Here is a 19755-nt window from a genome sequence, read left to right on the forward strand (position 1 = left end):
GAAATAATGGCCAGGAAAATGAAGTAGTAGCATATTTAAAGAACAGAAAGTAAAAATATTAAATGCTGTTGTTTTAACTCATCCGGACGCTGATCATGTAGACGGATTAGCTGAAGTTTTGATACATTGAAAGTTAAAAGTGTTTACGCAACCAAGGCAATCCTTTTATCCTTTATGACTTATTATGCAGATAATTTATTTTAAGAAGGAATGATTAAATGAAAAAAATTATTATTATCCTTTTGGCCGCAGCTGCTATCACGATTGTTTTAGTTATAAATAATACCAAAGCAGAACAGGATAATTCAATATACGTAGCTGTAAATGGAAATGATCAAAATAATGGGACAAAATTAAAGCCCTTTCGAACACTAAAAAAAGCTGCTTCAGAAGCTGTTGCCGGAACTACCGTCTACATACGTAAAGGAACCTATAATGAAAGACTTGTCATTAAACATAGTGGAACAAAATCAAAACCAATTATTTTTAAAGCTTACAAAAACGATAAAGTTGTTCTTAGTGGAAAGGATGTAAAAGATGTTGAAGGAAATACATCCTTAGTTACAATAAATAATAAAAGTTATCTTACGATTAGCGGATTAACTATACAGGATCTATCGACTAATTTAACAGATGAAACGGTAATGGGGATTTATGTAACAGGATCTAGCAGTCATATTACATTAGAGAATAACCATGTGCGGCGAATTGAAACACATGCAGATGACGGAAATGGACATGGAATTGCCATATACGGAACTGGCCCAATGAAAGAGATAAATATTTTTAATAATATAGTAGAGGATTTAAAACTTGGTTCAAGTGAATCTCTTGTACTTAATGGCAATATTGACGGCTTTAAGGTGGAAAATAATCTAGTTCGCCGAAGTGATAATATCGGTATTGATCTGATTGGTTATGAGGGTACCTCTAATGATAAAAAAGCTGACTATGTCAGAAATGGGGTAGTAAAAAATAATAAAGTTTATGAAATATCCTCGTACGGAAACCCGGCTTATGGGGAAGATTATGCTGCTGGTGGAATATACGTAGATGGGGGGAGGAATATAACTATTGAAATGAATACCATTTATAAATGCGATATCGGAATTGAAGCAACGTCTGAGCATGCGAAAAAATATGCTAGTCATATTAATATTAAAAACAATACTATTTATAACAACTATTACACTGGGATATCGATTGGTGGGTATGATAAAAATCGTGGAGGTACGATAAATTCAACAATCTCGGAAAATATTATTTATCGAAATGACACGAAGGGACTAGATGGGGGACAGCTTTTATTACAGCATGATACAAAAAACAATGTGATCGAAAAAAACATTTTAACAGCTGGACCATCTCGCTTGTTTATTGCTAATTATTTCACAACCAATCAAGCAAATAAACTGCAAAATAATGTATTCCATAAGGAAAAAGGAAAAACTGGTATTTGGGTATGGAAAGAGAAAGAGTATACTTCTTTTCCAGAATTTAAAATTACTTCAAGTAGTGATGAGAGGTCCAGTTATTTAAATCCAAAATATGAAAATGAAAACAAGTATGATTTTAGACTAAAAAAAGATTCACCAGCAAAGAATATTATTTTAGAGTAAAAAACAATTATCTCAGAACATGGTACTGAAAAAAGCAGAGCCACTTTATTACCTCTACGGGTTCTAAAATAACTGTAAAGGCGACTAAGAGGTAGATAAAATTAAAAAATTCTTAGACTCCACATTAAAGTTTAAGTAGCAGTACATATGTAGTGAAAGAAAAATAGTAAAGAAAAAGCGTTCCTCTCAACTAATTCGAGTGGATTGCTTTTTTTTATTAAGAAGTTTTTGCATTTACAGTTTTCTTTTTGAAGTAACTCATGGTTTAATCTATCTACGAGAATGTAAAAATCCTATCCAGAAGTTTAAAAGTCTAGTTCATATGTGTAAGCAGATTTATTCTGCATTACACGATAGGCTACTAAATTTTTAATAAATCGCCTTGAGCATTATAAAAGGAGTTAATAAAAGGGCGTTACATATCTTATATGACCAATATGTAACGATCTTTCCTTTTAATTAAACTAAAGCCCCCGTTAGCTTAATAACTATTTTTTATTTTTCAAATTCCTCGATTACAATGTTGGGGCAGTTTATTTCGGATAGCAATTCATCTATGTCAGTTATTTCAAAAGGATAAACTACACCTTTCACATTTTTCTGTTGAGCTATTTTTGCTAAAGAAGCAGTTGCCATTGCTGTTGTATGATAATCAGAAAAGGTGGATAGGGCTAATATTTTTACCTTTTCTTTGTTATCGATTACTCCCTTTACCTCAACAGTAAGAAAAGCATTTTCATTTTTATGAGGTTTATGTTTTACTACCTTAGAAAGAAAATCCTTGTACTTATGAACATTTTTTATGAAGCCAACCTGTCTTAAAAAAGATACCAGCTTATTGAAACCATTAACATTCCAAGAAGTCCAATAATTTATATAGTTAATATCCAACGTTTCTTTTAAAATAGCTTTTTCTGAATGGTCTATACATCTTACCTCTTTTTCTTTAAGGTGATGAAGGAAATCCATTTTTCTTTTATTAGTAAATCCAGATATAACTTTGTTTTCAAACTTTACTGGTTGAGCAATTATATTTAACATATCCAAAATTCCAGATATTCCAGCTTTAGCATTTGTATTTTGTAATAATCCAACATTTATCTCTGTTACTTCTGAAAAATTTGAAATAGCCTTTTTTACCATTAATCCTGATAATCCAGGGAAAAATCCAGACATTACAACTGAACCTATATCATTATTTTCTGCATCTTCATTTTGCTCGTTAACTTTCTCTACAAAGTCATAATATGGTGTAACATCTAGACATAATATTTTATTTTCTATACATGCTTTTTGAATATATGGATTTTTCTGTTTCAATACTACAACTACAATATCAATATTTTTTATTACCTGCTTTACATTTTCTTCTTTATTTGCATCTAAATATTGGAATTGAACATCGGTTTTAATAGAATTCGCTAATTTTTCTCCTCGTTCAGTTTTATAGTCGGTCACTATTAATCTTAATTGATTATCAAATATTCTTAATAATTCGCTACAAACTAATTGACCAAGAACTCCTGATGCCCCAACAACCATAATCTTTTTCATGATTTTAATGCCTTCTCCCTGTATACATTACCAAACTTTAATCTAATTTATTTTATATCTAATTCAACTCGACTACTTCGTTAGCACAAGAAGCGATTGCTCTAATTGAACAATTGCCCCGTTACTTTAAGTTGTAAGTAACTGATTTGGTTCGACAATTCTATTGTCTCATTAGCCCAAACGGGCCAGGTGCTTTCATCATGAATATCTTTCATTTTATTCTCCCCTAGGATTATAATTTTTTCAGTTTCAGAAAAATCTTTGTACCTGCATTCTTTTACAAACCTACCTCATTAGTTTAATTAGTTCAACAGAAAAGAGCTTGGATTAAACTGTCCATTTAGTTCAATAAAAAAAGAGCTGTCTGAATAGGTCAAAGTTCTTCTACTAAATCACCTGTCAGTTGAATATTAGACTTCAAAATATTTAGTTTTTCTTTGAATTAATATTATTTATTATTAAGATAAAAGAAAAGATTAATAAAAAGAAAAAATCTAGACGTGGCAAACCTATTATCTTGAGTAATAAGTTCAGTGAACAACTCATTTAGTTGTTGCGATTTTACATTAGGAATAAATAGTAATCGCCTCTTTCATTCCTATAATTTTTCGAGATTTTTCATTTATTCAAAGACTCTAAATGGTATCTTTATAGTTCCACACCCTACCACAAGACCGTAAAAATACATATTGAGTGGACCTTTTGGAATCGGTGCAGAAATGTAAAAATGTAAGCAAGGGGATGAATTCAGTGTTTAACGATTTTAAGCTAACGGAAGGCCGTCCTTTATATATTCAGCTTAAGGAATATTTAAAAAGAATGATTACAAACGGGCATTTGCTTGAGCACCAAAAGCTTCCATCCACCCGTGAACTCAGCTCATTATTATCCATCAGCCGAAACACCGTTCTAACGGCTTATGCGGATTTGGAGCAAGAAGGCCTGATCTATGCGGTAAAAGGAAAAGGAAACTTTGTAAGTCATGTAGAGACCTTCAAATCCCTATCTATCGAGTTGAATTGGACTAAAAAAATCAATGAGCAAACCTTTTTGGCAGAAAAATTGGACCTCATGAAGCATGGAGTGCGCTGGAATAAGGAAATGATCTCATTTACTAGTATCGCTCCCGATGAAAAGCTATTTGATGTAGAAAATTTTAAAAAGGCCTTTTTAAATCGGATGTCCATTGAAGGAGACATTGTTCTTAACTATGGCTATGCAAAGGGCTATAAACCACTTATCGAATACCTGCTTCACTACATGGAGATTAAGGGGGTAGACATTAGAAACAAAGATATTTTAATTACCAATGGCTTCACGGAAGGTCTGGATATTCTTTTATCCACTTTAAATAAAAAGAGCGGCCGTCTTATTTGTGAAAATCCAACCCATCATTCTGCCCTTAAGCTCTTTCAATTACATGGCTTTGAAATTGATGGAATTGATATGGAGGATGACGGTGTCAATGTTAGGATGCTAGAAAAATGCTTATCAAAAAATGAATATGATTTTGCCTATTTCATTCCGTCTTATCATAATCCAACTGGAATCGTAACATCCTCTGAAAAAAGGAAGAAAATTATGGATCTGTTTTCGGCCTATCAGCTTCCTATCGTTGAAGATGGATTTAATGAAGAATTACGTTACTCGGGATCACATCAGGCTCCATTGGCTGCCTTTGCTGGACTCGGCAATAATGTCATTTATATCAGCAGCTTCTCTAAGATTCTTTTTCCTGGCTTGCGGGTTGGATGGATTTTAGCAGACAAAGAGTTGATTTATTACTTGGAAAGTATGAAAAGAGCTCGAACGGTTCATACCTCAACTTTAGACCAAGCTGTGTTATATCAATATTTAAATGATGGCTACTTTGAGAAGTATATAAAGAAAGCGAAAGCAGTCTATAAGAAAAAATATGAACTAGCTGTCCATTATTGTAAGCAATGTATTCCTTGTAAACGAATAACCGGTGACGGTGGGCTCCACCTTTTTATAGAACTAGATAACAACATTGATTCACAAAAGCTTTTAGAAACATGTTACCAAAAGGGAGTTGTTTTTTCGCCAGGCAATGTTTTTTACACGGACAGTAGAGGAAAGCATACATTACGATTAGGATTTTCTAGGCTAAACGAAAGAGAGATAATTCAAGGAATTAAAATCATAGGGGACACCTTAAAAAAAAATTTTGGAGGTTAAAAAAATGAGAGTTGGCGTCATTATGGGAGGGGTTTCTTCCGAGAAGCAAGTTTCGCTTATGACAGGTGAAGAAATGATGGTTCATTTAGATAAAAATAAATATAAAATTGTACCAATCCACATAGAGAAAAAAGAAGATTTAGTGGAAAATGCGAGGAATCTTGACGTTGCGCTACTGGCGCTACATGGGAAGTACGGTGAGGACGGCACCATTCAAGGTACCCTTGAAACCATGGGAGTTCCCTATACAGGGAGCAGTGTCCTGTCCAGCAGCTTATGCATGGATAAGAATATCTCGAAAAAAATCATCAGGTATGAAGGAGTGCAAACACCGGATTGGATTCACCTTATGAACATGGAAGAACTTAATATGGATGAACTAGACAAGATGGGTTACCCAGTAGTTGTGAAACCTAATTCAGGTGGTTCGAGTGTAGGAGTAAAAATTGTTTATGACAAAGAAACGGTAAAATCTGCGATTACTGAAGTATTCAAATGGGATTCCGAAGTGATAATCGAAAAGCTTATTACGGGCGAGGAAATCACTTGTTCGATATTGGATGGAAAGCTTTTACCGGTGATTTCCATTCGTCATCAGGGTGAGTTTTTTGATTATACCTCGAAATATAATGATGTGGCTACCATTGAAGAGGTGGTCCAGCTCCCGCCCGATACACACAATCGTGTCGCTTTTGCAGCAATTTCTTGCTATAAATCATTGAAATGTAGCGTTTATGCCCGAATAGACATGATGATTAAAAACGGGGTCCCTTATGTGTTGGAAGTTAATACATTACCCGGGATGACGAAAAACAGTCTGTTGCCAAAAAGTGCACAATCAGCAGGTATCCCTTATCATCAGCTACTTGACTTGATCATAGAAAATTCACTTAAAGTAAGGAAAAATGATGTATAGACCAATATGGGCCGAAATTAGCCTTAGCAATATTTCACATAACATTCGTGAATTTCGAAAAATAATTCCAAACTCAACAAAAATAATGGCAATGGTAAAAGCAAATGGCTATGGACACGGAGCATCCCAGGTTTCCAAAAAAGCTATTGATACTGGGGTAGATTATTTGGCTGTTGCAAGTTTAGAGGAGGCAATTGAACTTCGAAAATCAAATATTAAAGCCCCCATACTGATACTTGGCTACACACCACCTTCAGCAGCGAAGCATGTTGTGCATTGGGATTTAACACAATCAATTTTTAATTTAGAACATGCAGAATCTTTATCAAAGTATGGGCAGATCTTAGGAAAAAAGGCAAAGGTTCATGTCAAGGTCGATACAGGAATAGGACGATTGGGACTGCAAGCAGAAGAAGCAAGTGATTTTATCGATACCGTTTCAAAAATGGAAGGGATCTATCTAGAAGGAGTGTTTTCACATTTTGCTACCGCAGATGAAGCCAACAAATCGTATGCAGAAAGACAAACGAACCGATGGAAAAGTCTATTGGCAGAATTGGAAAAACGAAAAGTTTCTATTCCCTTACTCCATATTGCGAATAGTGCAGCAACTATCGAATTTCCAAATATGACCTACGATATGGTTCGTATCGGAATTTCAATGTATGGTCTTTATCCATCTAAAGATGTGAATTACACAAAAGTTAATCTTAGACAAGCTATGCAGTTAAAAACCAAAGTCATCCATATCCAGACACTTGAGAAAGGGTCTGGTGTATCATATGGAGCAACTATGATTAAAAGAGATAAAGCAGTTATTGCAACTATTCCGATTGGGTATGGGGATGGATATTCTAGACGATTATCTGGAATGGCTTACGTTCTTATTCACGGACAAAAAGCTCCTGTTTTCGGTAGAATATGTATGGATTTTTGTATGATCGATGTAACTGATATTAAGGATGTAAATATTGGTGATGAGGTGGTCGTTTATGGGGATCAAGGAAATCACTTTATATCATTAGATGAAGTGGCAAATGTGTTAGAGACTATATCGAATGAAGTTGCTTGTAACTTAGGTCACAGAGTTCCTAGAATTTATAAATAACAAGCTAAAGGCAGCATTCATATTAATAGGAAATATTATAACAAGTTATTTTTATGCTGAACTATTTTTTATATTAGTTCAGCTTTTATTTTTGATTAAAGATATAATCTGGAATATACACGAAATGGAATTATAGTATAAGTGAGATGTTAAATTATATATTATTCAACTAACGGGGCAGGTTAGTTGAAGAAGAGTTTTTTTGCGAATGTGTTGAATAAGTTAATATATGTAAAATATTGAACGGAAAGGGGTTCTTTACTTCAAGTCTGGGGGTGGCACTTTTTTCTTAAACTAACGCAGGACAGTTCAATAATATTTATAGGGGGCATTTTATGATTAAGTCTTTAAAAGGGCAATTTATCTTGTCTATATTTGTTGCTATTGGCTTTGTTTATGTTAATTTTTCTAGTATTGAGTTTATTGCTGACAAAAGGGATCCAACCGTTCGGGTAATATTTTTCTTCATTATGATTTTATCGGTGTTTAATTCGGGATTATTGACGGAAAAATACATTCAAACAAGAAAGAAGAAATAACTTTTACCCAACTAACGGGGCAGGTTAGTTCAATGAGAACCTGCTTAGGTAGTAATCCCATCTCGTATTTCTTAAAAAACATATTATATAAGAAATGTGGAGGTGGAATTATGTCCGAAAAAAAGAAGATTAATAGAATAAAACCTAACAAATGTTGTCCACCGGTTAAGTACACAGCACTTAATAGTTGTTGTTGTCCTCCTGACGACCCACCTTGTTTGAGTCTTTGTGACTGTTGTGTTTCTCCACTTCAGTCCGTCTTACAACAACTTGTTGGGGAAACTGTAATTCTTGCTACTATTGCAGACGCGCCAAATCAACAACCTCTCTTTTTTTTATACACTATTGATGAAGTAAATGATTTTTTAGTTACTGTTACAGGTGTAGAGGGTACCTTTGTGGTAAATATTTCTGATGTATTAGGGGTAGGATTTTTACCACCAGGTCCTCTTATTAACTTGTTGCCACCTGCTTGTTCTGGATGCGAATGTGATTGTCGTGAACGACCAATTAGACAATTACTGAATGCACTTATCGGTTCTACAGTGAATCTCTTAGCAAGTAATGGTTCTATTGCAGTAGGTTTTAATGTGGAACAAACAGGTCTTGGCATAGTGTTAGGTACTTCACCAATAAATTCTGATTTAGTTAGATTTGCAATTTCAACTTGCAAAATTACGGCTGTCCAAACTAATTGAATAAGGGATGATAAACAGGTGCTTTACTTCAAGAAGGAGTAAAGCTTTTTTCTTATTGAACTAACGGGGCAGGTTAGTTGAAGAAGGATTTGAAAGAAGAATAATCTTTAAAAAGAATAGACCTTTGTATGAAGGTTGATTTAAACTAAATCAGTCTTCATTAATGGAATTATTTTAAAAATACAAAAATGTAGAGGAGCATTAAACTATGCAACATCTAAAAAGTGTTTTAGAACTGATTAAACTGGGAGAAAAACTAAAAATGGAATTACGACATAGTTGGTTATCAGATGGTCGTCGAGAAAGTGTTGCAGAACATACATGGCGTGTTGCCTTAATGGCAATGGCAATAGAATCGTCCCTTCCATTAAAAGTAGATAGTGAAAAACTTCTCAAAATGATTATTATCCATGACTTAGTAGAAGCATATGCAACTGATATTCCTGCTTTTGAAACAATGAATAATTCAGAGGCCAAAGAAATTAAAGTAAAGAATGAAATTGCTGCAATTGAAAGAATCCGTGATTTGTTAGGAGGAGAGAGTGGTCAGTTGTTTTATGATTATTGGTTGGAATTCGAGCAAAAAAACACTTACGAAGCTAAAGTTGCGAATGCCTTAGATAAATTGGAAGCGCAAATTCAACATAATGAAGCGGATATAGATACATGGTTACCGATTGAATATGAAATGACTTACATGTTGGGAAAACATACTGACTTTGACCCAGTATTGACCGAGCTAAAAGATTTAATAGAAGCGGATGGTATCCAAAAACTTAAAGAATCTGGTTTGGACACCGATGCTATAAAGTCAAAAGCTTATCCCTCAGCTTATCCCTCATAGGCTTTTAAGCTATTCAACTAGCGTGTGCTTTAGTTTAAGATCGTAGAGCTGCTAAAACGGCTCTTCTTTTCTTATTCAACTAAAGAGGCAGTTTTCTTGAATAAGCACTTAAAAAAGAGACAGTACCTATTTTGGGTACTGCCTCTTTTCCTTAATACATTTACTTTTATAATCTAACTGCAAAGTAGTTACGCTGCCAGGCTTGCTCAACCCCAAAATAGCGACTATATAGAGTGTCAGTAATCAGTGATTGGGGTAGTGATATGGGGAAGAAAATATGGTTATTAATTAATGAGAGTTTGAGTGTCTTAAAAAAGAAGACATATTCCCTTTAGCGCGGGGAATAAGTCTTCTTTGTCTTTTTTTATGCAATAGATGTGCTTTTTGTAAACATGTTGGTGGTACCCCATATAGTAATACAAAAAAGCCTTCAAGAAAAAATAGTAAAGGTAAATGTAAGAGATACATTCTATTTCTTAAATGGAATATTCAACAATTCTGGAACTGTGACAAATTCATAGCCTTGCTCTTTCAGTTTTGGGATAATTTGGTGAAGTGATTCGATCGTATTCGTTCGATCTCCACCCGATTCTGCCCCATCGTGCATGAGAATAATCGCGCCTGGATGAATGTTGTCTACTACATTCGAAGCAATAACTTCCGGTGGGTCTTCCTGCCAATCCAACGAATCAACCGACCAGGCAATCACGTAATAGTTCATTTCCCTAAGCTTCTCGACTAATTCATTGTATAAGAAGCCATATGGTGGTCTAAATAATTTTGTCCGGTAACCAATAATGTCGTTAAGAGCATCTTCCGTTCTAGTTACTTCCCTCTCTAGGGTTCCGAGGTCGGATTCTTTGACAAGGTTAGGATGGGCGTAGGTATGGTTTCCGATTACATGACCCTCGTTTTGCATTCGCTTGACAATTTCAGGGTTAGCAACGGCTTTTGAACCTAACACGAAGAATGTTGCTGGTACATTGTACTGTTTTAATACATCTAATACATCATTTGAAAAACGTGGATCAGGACCATCATCAAAAGTTAAAGCAACTCGTTTTTGATCAGCAGGACCTTGTAAGAAAAATATTTCTGGATACCGTTGTTGTAAAATTCTTAGGTCAACAGGCTGCAGAGGATCCCGCCCGGAATTTTCAGATCCTCCTTTAAGGTCAGGTAAATCTTCTTCCGGATTATCTCGTATGTCCGCTTTCAACCATTGCCTCGATACATCTGCCAAGGGTCCCTCATTCGCATCAACAGTCATGATATCTGTTATATGCAAACAAAATAAAAACCCCGTAACCAACAACCACTTGAATATTCGTTCTTTCATCCATTCATCTCCTTTTTATATTGATACCCGTTTTAGCGATGGCTATTCTAACCTGAATATGTTTTTATTTCTCATAGTTGTTTAGCATAATAAAAATTTCATTTTTTGTTCAACTAACGGTTTTGTTGAACTTATTTAACTAAAGGGGCAGATTAGTTGAACAAACACATGATTTTTATGAACTGGGCAAGCTACCTTGACTGATAAAATAAGGTGGTTATTCAAATATGAAAAAAAAACAAATTACCTCTATTTTGATTTCACTCGTTTTGGTATTAACGTTTATCACTTCGGGAGTGATGTTGTCGAATACAGGTAAAGCTGAAGTTGAAAAAGTAAGTTCTGAAGAAGAGCATCCCGATTTTTATGATGTATTATTAGTTTTATTAGACCCTGAGGCTAGGAAAGTGATTAATAAGGAATATCCAAATCGTAGTTATGCACTCTGGAATGCAGAAATATTAGAAGTAAAACGACAAACTGGCGGGTATTCTCAATATGATTTTACTGTGAAAGTAAAATATGATACGTATACAGGTCCATTTAATCCACCTGAAGGTCCTATTACTATAACCTTTCATGTAACAACAGATGGAGTTTCAGTAGCGAAAATTCAAAAATGAGTCTTGATACAGCTTTGTATCCAATTCAACTAACAGGTGCTTTAGTACAAGAAGGATTACGCTCTTCCTAAGCTTACCTTGCTTTTTGCGAAAGGCTATTGATATCATAAGCTCAAGACGATATACTTGCGATTTTGCAAAAAAAAACATCACACTAAGTAAAGGAGAACTATGTACACAATCAGCAGATTTTCACAACTATGCAAAATGAGTGCTCGCATGTTACGACACTATGACAAGGAAGAACTTTTGAAACCAGTACATGTAGATACAACAAACGGGTACAGATTTTATGAGAAGAATCAATTAGAAACGGCATTACTAATTAAGAAATTGAAAGAATATAGATTTTCCCTGCCTGAAATTAGAACGATTCTCCAGTCGTCAGACAGTACATTGTTTATAGAAATGATATACGCGAAAATAAATGAAATATCAAAAGAGATGAGTCGATATAGACAGATTATTACAGAAATGCATGAGATGATCGAAAAAAATGAGGATTTAATACAAGGAGAAAGAAAATCGTATGATATATTGCTTGGAATGCGAAAAGAGATTAGAGTCGTAAGTCAAAGATTACAGATTAATATTGATGACATGGACAAGTACATTGATTCCTTTTACGATAAGGCAAAAGAGAGTAATATTCAGTTACTTAGTGTTCCGTCTGTCATTTTTTTTGATGAAGAGTTTACCCCTGACCACTGCGATATTGAATTAATGATTCCAATCATTCATAGGAATGACGAAAAAATATCAAGGGAATGGCAAATAAAAAAACTCCCCCAAAAGATTGTTGCTACTACCTTGCATATCGGAAGTTATGACTATATCGGATACGCACATATGGCACTTGAAGAATGGACAGAAAGCAACGGCTACTGCATGGATGGTCTTCCTTATGAAACCTACTTGAAAGGTTCAGAGTGTGACTGTCATGTAGAGGAGTATGTGACGCAAATTAGCCTTCCCGTCATCAAAAAAGAAATGCAATAATTGCTTGACTTTGACACTATGTCAAAGCTTATTCTACTTCCAAGAGAAAGCTATCACAACTTAAGGAGATCTTGGATATGAAAAAGATAATTGTACTTTGCGTAGGGGCTTTATTAACGGCTGGAATCATAATGGGGGGGTGTAATCCAGGTAAAGGTGAGGGGAGACAATTCGTGGAAAAGCAGCAAGTAGGTAAATACACAATGCCCGATGAAAGTAGCAAACATGAAGGTACGTGGTTGCAATGGCCCCATTCCTTTACATATGGTAAAGGCTATGAAGAAAAGATTGAACCAATTTGGATCGAGATGACAGCTGCCCTTAGTGAAGGAGAAAATGTTCATATTATCGCATATGATGAATATGAAAAGAACTATATTAATGATCTTCTGTATGATGAGGGCATAAATATGGACAAAATTGATTTTTATATTGTACCTACTGACGATGTATGGGCAAGAGATACAGCGCCAATTTTTGTATACGATAAAGAAAACAATCTGAAACTCATGGATTGGGGATTTAATGGATGGGGTAAGAAAACGCGATACAAAAAAGATGCATTAATACCAAGTGTTCTTAGCAAGCAGTTAGGTATGGAAAGAATTAATCTAAATAGTGTAGTACTTGAAGGTGGAGCATTTGAACTAGATGGTAATGGCACTTTTTTATCGACACGTAGTGCTGTTACTAATAAAAATCGAAACCCTAAATTATCAGAATTAGAAATCGAGGAGTATATGAAAGAAAATCTTGGTGCTAATAACTTTATTTGGTTAGATGGAGTGCCAAACCTAGATATTACAGATTTTCATATTGATGGTTTTGCAAAATTTCATGATAAGTCTTCAATCATTACAATGAAAAAGGATGATTTAGAAGAATGGGGTCTTTCCAATAAGGATATTAAAAAATTAATGAATGCAAAGAATGCCTTCGACAAGCCTTATCAGTATGTGTATTTACCAATCAGTAAAAATAATGTAATTTTAGATAATGGAACGAATTTAGAATACAAAGGTTCATATGTGAATTTTTATATTGGGAATACAGTTGTATTAGTTCCGAATTATAATGACCCTAATGACAAAATAGCAAACGATACAATCCAAAAACTATACCCTAATCGTAAGGTAGTTGGTATTGATGTAAGGGAACTTTATAAAGATGGTGGTATGATTCACTGTGTTACACAACAACAACCAGTCAATTTAAAGTGATAGAGTTTTTTACAGCGAATCAACATAATTGAAAACAATACTATCATTACAATTAATTCCATTTTTCAATATTGTTTACGAAGCAATAGATCAAAAAGAATTGCTTCTACTTTGCCCCTAGGGACAGCTTTACAGGTAGTATCCCTAATACACAAAATCTCGGTAAATCCTTGGCGTATAGAATACCGGTATTTTTTCTTCAGTATGTCGCTTAGCTTATATTTTCGTTAATATATTAGCGGTTGTAGTTTTGTAAAAAAGTTTGATTAAAATCATGGCACCTCTATAGATTTTTTAGAGGTGCCATGATTTTTTATGGGATCTTTATATTGATATCACTATAAAGATTGTGAAGAAATACACTTAAACTAACGGGGCAGGTTAGTTGAACAAGAAAATACAAATAAAAACCCCTAAATTAACAATTTAGGGATGAAAAATAAAATACAACGAACATTATTAAGATATGCACTTAGTAGATGTCTTTTGGTTCCAAGCAATTTAAGCAAGATGTCACATTACGACGATCTATTTTTACGACCCTTTACACTTAAACTAACGGTATTAGGAAAGTAAATTTTGAACTCAACGTTTAAATGTTTTTTTCAAAAGGAAGCCTAAATGATCTTAATGATTCTGAAGATAGATAATGAATTAAGGCAATGATTCCTCCTATAAAGTTTGAAATTAAATCTAAATCTGTATCTAATAAATTGGGTTGATTCTTGATAACTGGTTTATACAGTTCATCCTGCAAAAACTCAAATATTTCATAAAAACTACCTAATGGGGTACCGTCAGGAAAATGCGGATTTACAACGCTAAGTCTATTTTCCTGACGATTCTCCCGTTTTTAACAACGTTAAGAAAGTTTCAGTGGTCTTAAAGAATCTAATGAGATCACTTTCTCCCAGAATCCTTCAAGGCAATTTCAGTAACTGAACGAAATCGGAATGGATATTATTTTTGAAGAAAAAGTTTCCGGAGCAACAAAAGATCTTGTGCAACTTCAAAAAATGTTAGAGGATATACAAGAAGGTGACATCATTTATGTTACGGACTTAACTCGGATTACTCGTAGTACACAAGATTTATTTGAATTAATCGATAACATACGGAGTAAAAAGGCAAATTTAAAATCCTTAAAAGATACATGGCTAGATTTATCAGAAGATGATCCCTACAGTCAATTCTTAATTACGGTTATGGCGGGTGTAAACCAATTAGAACGTGATCTTATACGTATGCGGCAGCGTGAAGGAATTGAACTGGCTAAGAAAGAAGGAAAGTTTAAAGGTCTGTTAAAGAAGTACCATAAAAATCATGCAGGAATGAATTATGCAGTAAAGCTTTATAAAGAGGGAGATATGACTGTAAATCAAATTTGTGAAATTACAAATGTGTCTAAGGCCTCATTATATAGAAAGCTATCGGAAAGGAACAGTTGATGAGTTATACCAAAAAACGGAAATATATAATAGAAAATAAATTTCATATAGAGGTGGAATTATATGCCTAAAATTGACAATATGTTAGCAATTCTATGGATGCTTCGTTCAGGTGAAAAAATTACTGCAAAACAAATTTCAGAAAAGTTAGAGATGAATATAAGGACTGTGTATCGTTATATTGATACAATTTCAACAAGTGGCGTACCTATAATTTCAGAACCAGGACATAACGGTGGATACACTTTATTGAACAATTTTATTGAGGCTCCTCTTTTTTTTGATTTTGAGGAGCAAACTTCACTATTTCACGCTGCTGTTTTTGCAGAAGAAGCCGGATATTATGGAGGTGAAGCACTAAATAGGGCCATTTCAAAACTAAGTAAATACTCAAATCAAGAGCAGGAAACAAAGATAAACCAACATTTAACTAGTCTTGAAGTAATAAGTCGATTAAGTTCACTCTCTATGGAACTTTTTTTGAAGGAGTTGGAGCAGGCCGTAGCTGACGGGTACTCAGTAAAAATTCTTTACCATAAAAGTGGCGAAAAGCAATTAAATCATAGATTGGTCGATCCGTACAGAATTATCTATTGGAATAATAAGTGGTATGTGATTGGATTTTGTCATCTTAGGAATGATATCCGTAGTTTTAGAGTAGATCGAATTGAAAGTCTAATGCTAACCGAAAATAAGTTTAACCGGCCAGAAAATTTTTCAGCACGTGACTTTTTTATAAAAAGTCTTCTTCCAACTATAGAAGATAAGGAAGGGATTATTTCTTTAGTTATTGATGGGGATAAAAGTGTATTGGCTGATATTTGCCAACATTGGTTTTTAGGACATTATTTACAAGAACGGACTTCAAATCAAGCAGTTTTTCTTCTTGAAAAAGATATGATACATACATATGTACCTTATTTACTTTTACCGTACAATAAATCTATTAAAGTTATTGAGCCAATAAGTCTTAAGAAAAGACTTATTGAAGTTCTGTCGGAATTAATAAAATTTCATCAAGTATGATAACTTCCCTGACGTTAACTGTCAGGGAAGTTATATTATAATAGCTATATCAATTGTGATTGGAGTGTTATTGGATGCAAACAAAAAAAGTTTTTCTATATGTATTTAATACAATGTCGGACTGGGAATATGGATATTTAATTGCTGAACTAAACTCAGGAAGATATTTCAAAAAAGATTTAGCACCTTTAAAAGTAATTACAGTAGGAGCTAATAAAGAAATGATTACTACTATGGGAGGACTGAGCATAAAACCAGATATTTCCCTTGATGAATGTACTCTTGAGAGTAAAGATCTTTTAATTTTACCAGGAGGGACTACTTGGAGTGAAGAAATTCATCAACCTATCTTGGAAAGAATTGGCCAAGCTTTAAAGCTTGGCACTATTGTTGCTGCAATTTGTGGTGCAACTGAGGGCCTCGCGAATATGGGATACTTAGATACTAGAAAGCATACAAGTAATAACTTAGAATATACTAAAATGGTATGTCCTAACTATAAAGGAGAAAAGTTCTATGAGTTAGGATCTGCGGTATCTGATGCGAATTTAGTTACTGCATCAGGAATAGCTCCTTTGGAATTTGCAATGGAGGTACTGAAAAAAATAGATGTATTTACACCAGATGCATTACATTCATGGTATAACCTAAATAAGACTCATAAACCTGAATACTTCTTCCAGTTAATGAATTCAATAAATAAATGAAGTAACTGAAAAGCTCAATTTCTCTATTTTGATTTGTAGAGAAGTTGGGCTTTTTAATTTGGAATTTCCTTATCGTTGTAAATCCGCATTTTCCTGACGATACCCCTATTAAGAAAGACATTAGAGGAATCTGGAAAAATAGGTAACAAAGTTGTACTGTTTATAAAAAAGTTGCATCGTTTTGCCCCTTTAGATATGTTTTGTCTAAAGGGGTTTCTGCTACAATATCTTTTTTAATCAACATGTTCTAGTTTAATAATTACTTTACGATTTATTACTAGGAATTATTTACACAGTACTTTTTACTCCTTATAAGTTTAAGTTCATATTTGATTTGCCACGCCCCATTTGCACATTTCCTCTAATATTGGCATTAAACTCTTTCCTTTTGGCGTTAAGGAGTATTCCACTTTTGGAGGAATTTGAGGGTATTCTTTTCTGTGAACAATTCCAGAGTTCTCTAGTTCGCTTAACTGAGAACTTAACATTTTGTGAGTGATAGCAGGAATTTTCTGTTTTAACTCTCCATAACGTAAAATCGTATCGGAAGATAATTCATACATTATTTTCATTTTCCACTTGCCACCGATTAACGATAATGTGAAGTCAAATGGTCTTTGTTTGTTGCGCCTCATAAAATTATTACTTGATTCTGGCAATAACATCACTCTCCTTTAAGTAAGTATCTAACAAAAAAGTGCATACTAGTTTTATTTGTATTCGAGTTTATAATTTAGGATGGGTTCATGAGTGATTCAGAATTCTATAATAATTCTATTATAGATTCGACATATTACTTAATCAAATATAGTTGAAGGAGAATGAATAGATGTCTAAAGAACAGAAACTCATATTTAATACAATTGATTTGAGCGAGGATGAGATGTATAAATTGTTAATTGGCTCTGTGATACCAAGACCGATTGCATGGGTTTCATCAAAAAGTAAGGATGGCATTTTAAATTTAGCGCCATTCAGCTTTTTTACTGTGGCTTCTCGAAATCCACCAATACTTTTAATCTCAATAGGACCGGGCGTTAATGAACGAAAGGGAAGCATTAAGGATACGTTAACGAACATTCGTGAAGTGAAAGAATATATAATTAATATGGTACCTGAGCCGCTTGGGGAAGCGATGTATCGTTCATCGGCTAGTGTAGAGCCAGAGAAAAATGAGTTTGAGCTTGCAGGAGTGACTGTTCAGAATGGTAAACTTTTGAATGTACCAGCAGTGCTAGAAGCGCCAATCTCAATAGAACTTAAGTTAGACCAAATTATGCCTGTCGGTGGAGATTATCTAGTGCTTGGAAAAGTTGAATGTGTCCAAATAGATGAAGCAATCTATGCAGGAAACTATAAAATAGCAATCGATAAATGGAAGCCGCTTGCTAGTTTGGCAGGAGACTTTGCCGGACTAATGCCTTCATTTTCATATGGGCAGAAAGGTACATAAATCATGGTGCAGCATTAATTGTTATACTTAATTCACTTCGCTTACTAAGAATTAAGTAAAAAAGAGTGTGTAGCTAGACATTGGACAGAACCATAGTTAACGGTTCTGTCTTTATTTTTTTCGAGATATATTAAATAGTTATTATTATTTTTAGAGACTTTTCTATAGATCACTCGGAAAAAATGTAAAAAGACAATAAAGTTTAGACCTTTAATTCATTCACCTCTTTTGTTTTTAAATCCCTTTTAGAATAATGGTTTCCAAATGTCCTTGCTAATATTTTTTTAACTCTTCTTGTACTAAACTGCCCCGTTAGTTGAAGAAGGAAACAGTTTTACTAACTTCTTGAAGTAATACTATTGAAGCGATATAGGTTAGTTGAAGAGTGTTATTTAATTTATGTTCAACAATGGTCCAGTTTGTTTAGAATCCCTCTCAAAGAGAGTTAGTTATTTATATTAAGATATTCCGAGTGGTTCTTAACCATTTATCAAATATCAGTAAAATAATTTAGAAACGAAAAAAGGAAAGTACTAAAATGGAAAACGTATCAAATATAGATAAATTGGAATCAATAAAATCTTTACAATCGACAATCAGTAAACTCGAAAATGCCTTATAGTTTTGTCGACGTAACATTTGGTTAACATTCGCATGATAATTTACACTAAGAGATGAAGAGATGAAGAGATGAAGAGATGAAGAGATGAAGAGATGAAGAGATGAAGAGATGAAGAGGTGAACGTTATGGTGAAAATTGTTGTCGTGGACGACGAACAATCAATTCGCGCATTGATTAGCTTATATTTAGAAGATGAAGGCTTTACAGTTATTGAAAAAGAATCTGCGCAAGAGGCCCTCGAATTTATGCTTGGTAATCCGGTCGACTGTGTCATTACCGATATTATGATGCCCGGCATGGACGGTTATAGTTTGAGCAAGGAAATCCGGGCGTTTTCCAACGTGCCGATGCTCATGATTACTGCGAAATCGGAGCAACAAGATTTAGTGCGAGGTTTCCACGCAGGCACCGACGATTATTTAACGAAACCGTTTGATCCCGTTGAAATGGTGGTGCGTGTCAAAGCATTGCTGCGCCGTGCAAACGTTGAGATGCATCAACAAATTCAGCTCGGTGATTTTACGCTTAATCGGAAAAACTACACACTAAGTGACGGCCTGCAAAGCGAAGTATTGCCACTAAAGGAATTTGAGTTATTATTTTTATTTGCAACGAATTGCGAGCTAGTATTTACACGCGACCATTTACTCGAAAAAATATGGGGCCTTGATTACGAAGGAACGGAGCGTACAGTCGATGTGCATATTCGGAAAATTCGCAAGCGTTTAGAGAGTCTCGCTATCCCACTCGAAATTCAGACGCTGCGTAATATCGGCTATCGCTTAGGTGAACGCCATGAATAATCTCACGACACGCCTATTGTTAAACTTTATTATTACGC

General features: G+C 34.3%; 16 protein-coding genes and 3 pseudogenes. 15 read left to right on the forward strand and 4 right to left on the reverse strand.

Annotated features, from left to right (window positions below; translation table 11 throughout):
- Positions 1 to 218: 218 nt before the first annotated feature.
- Positions 219 to 1619, forward strand: coding sequence for a right-handed parallel beta-helix repeat-containing protein (locus BK137_RS20100; RefSeq protein WP_038182260.1), 1401 nt, complete (start codon positions 219 to 221; stop codon positions 1617 to 1619).
- Between the two features lie 495 nt (positions 1620 to 2114).
- On the opposite strand, the gene BK137_RS20105 is transcribed toward BK137_RS20100, so the two are convergent.
- Complete coding sequence (locus tag BK137_RS20105; protein WP_038182256.1) at positions 2115 to 3173, reverse strand: saccharopine dehydrogenase family protein; 1059 nt, start codon at positions 3171 to 3173, stop codon at positions 2115 to 2117.
- Positions 3174 to 3923: 750 nt separating this feature from the next.
- Here BK137_RS20105 and pdxR point away from each other — a divergent pair.
- The 6 genes and pseudogenes from pdxR (at position 3924) to BK137_RS20135 (ending at position 9477) form a co-directional block, all read left to right on the forward strand.
- The gene (pdxR, locus tag BK137_RS20110) at positions 3924 to 5372 is read left to right on the forward strand and encodes a MocR-like pyridoxine biosynthesis transcription factor PdxR (protein WP_038182253.1); all 1449 of its coding nucleotides are present in this window, start codon (positions 3924 to 3926) and stop codon (positions 5370 to 5372) included.
- A gap of 4 nt (positions 5373 to 5376) precedes the next feature.
- Entirely contained in the window at positions 5377 to 6288 is a 912-nt protein-coding gene (locus BK137_RS20115) for a D-alanine--D-alanine ligase (protein ID WP_038182249.1), read from the forward strand.
- On the forward strand, positions 6281 to 7396 hold the full coding sequence (gene alr / locus BK137_RS20120) for an alanine racemase (RefSeq protein ID WP_038182247.1): 1116 nt from the start codon (positions 6281 to 6283) through the stop codon (positions 7394 to 7396). The genes BK137_RS20115 and alr overlap by 8 nt, the downstream gene beginning before the upstream one ends.
- Before the next feature lie 335 nt (positions 7397 to 7731).
- Positions 7732 to 7935, forward strand: coding sequence for a hypothetical protein (locus BK137_RS20125; protein WP_038182244.1), 204 nt, complete (start codon positions 7732 to 7734; stop codon positions 7933 to 7935).
- Positions 7936 to 8159: 224 nt separating this feature from the next.
- Positions 8160 to 8633 (forward strand): annotated as a pseudogene (locus BK137_RS20130) (hypothetical protein); the annotation flags it as partial.
- Between the two features lie 208 nt (positions 8634 to 8841).
- A complete protein-coding gene (locus BK137_RS20135; protein ID WP_038182241.1) occupies positions 8842 to 9477 on the forward strand; it encodes an HD domain-containing protein in 636 nt (211 codons plus the stop codon).
- Positions 9478 to 9946: 469 nt separating this feature from the next.
- Here BK137_RS20135 and BK137_RS20140 read toward each other — a convergent pair whose 3' ends face one another.
- Positions 9947 to 10816: a polysaccharide deacetylase family protein gene (locus BK137_RS20140; RefSeq protein ID WP_038182238.1), complete on the reverse strand. Its 870-nt coding sequence runs from the start codon at positions 10814 to 10816 to the stop codon at positions 9947 to 9949.
- Between the two features lie 227 nt (positions 10817 to 11043).
- Between BK137_RS20140 and BK137_RS20145 the strand changes: the two genes are divergently transcribed.
- The 3 genes from BK137_RS20145 (at position 11044) to BK137_RS20155 (ending at position 13658) form a co-directional block, all read left to right on the forward strand.
- Complete coding sequence (locus BK137_RS20145) at positions 11044 to 11439, forward strand: DUF3888 domain-containing protein (RefSeq protein WP_051448644.1); 396 nt, start codon at positions 11044 to 11046, stop codon at positions 11437 to 11439.
- Between the two features lie 171 nt (positions 11440 to 11610).
- The gene (locus tag BK137_RS20150; RefSeq protein WP_038182235.1) at positions 11611 to 12438 is read left to right on the forward strand and encodes a MerR family transcriptional regulator; all 828 of its coding nucleotides are present in this window, start codon (positions 11611 to 11613) and stop codon (positions 12436 to 12438) included.
- A gap of 77 nt (positions 12439 to 12515) precedes the next feature.
- A complete protein-coding gene (locus BK137_RS20155; protein WP_038182233.1) occupies positions 12516 to 13658 on the forward strand; it encodes an agmatine deiminase family protein in 1143 nt (380 codons plus the stop codon).
- Positions 13659 to 14250: 592 nt separating this feature from the next.
- Here BK137_RS20155 and BK137_RS23080 read toward each other — a convergent pair.
- Positions 14251 to 14433 (reverse strand): annotated as a pseudogene (locus BK137_RS23080) (hypothetical protein); the annotation flags it as partial.
- A 124-nt stretch (positions 14434 to 14557) separates the two neighbouring features.
- On the opposite strand from BK137_RS23080, the pseudogene BK137_RS20160 reads away from it, so the two are divergent.
- The 3 genes and pseudogenes from BK137_RS20160 to BK137_RS20170 all read left to right on the forward strand — a co-directional run bounded on the left by BK137_RS20160 (position 14558) and on the right by BK137_RS20170 (position 16839).
- Positions 14558 to 15106: pseudogene (locus tag BK137_RS20160) on the forward strand (recombinase family protein).
- 63 nt (positions 15107 to 15169) lie between these two features.
- Complete coding sequence (locus BK137_RS20165) at positions 15170 to 16132, forward strand: helix-turn-helix transcriptional regulator (RefSeq protein WP_038182227.1); 963 nt, start codon at positions 15170 to 15172, stop codon at positions 16130 to 16132.
- Positions 16133 to 16206: 74 nt separating this feature from the next.
- Positions 16207 to 16839: a type 1 glutamine amidotransferase family protein gene (locus BK137_RS20170; RefSeq protein WP_038182224.1), complete on the forward strand. Its 633-nt coding sequence runs from the start codon at positions 16207 to 16209 to the stop codon at positions 16837 to 16839.
- A gap of 323 nt (positions 16840 to 17162) precedes the next feature.
- Here the strand turns inward: BK137_RS20170 and BK137_RS20175 are convergent, their stop codons facing one another.
- Positions 17163 to 17474: a winged helix-turn-helix transcriptional regulator gene (locus BK137_RS20175; protein ID WP_038183171.1), complete on the reverse strand. Its 312-nt coding sequence runs from the start codon at positions 17472 to 17474 to the stop codon at positions 17163 to 17165.
- A 194-nt stretch (positions 17475 to 17668) separates the two neighbouring features.
- Between BK137_RS20175 and BK137_RS20180 the strand changes: the two genes are divergently transcribed.
- The gene (locus BK137_RS20180) at positions 17669 to 18292 is read left to right on the forward strand and encodes a flavin reductase family protein (protein ID WP_038182221.1); all 624 of its coding nucleotides are present in this window, start codon (positions 17669 to 17671) and stop codon (positions 18290 to 18292) included.
- A 747-nt stretch (positions 18293 to 19039) separates the two neighbouring features.
- On the forward strand, positions 19040 to 19717 hold the full coding sequence (locus tag BK137_RS20185) for a response regulator transcription factor (RefSeq protein ID WP_038182219.1): 678 nt from the start codon (positions 19040 to 19042) through the stop codon (positions 19715 to 19717).
- Positions 19718 to 19755: the final 38 nt, after the last annotated feature.

Origin of the sequence: Viridibacillus arenosi, assembly GCF_001955655.1 — a bacterium.
GTDB lineage: Bacteria > Bacillota > Bacilli > Bacillales_A > Planococcaceae > Viridibacillus > Viridibacillus arenosi.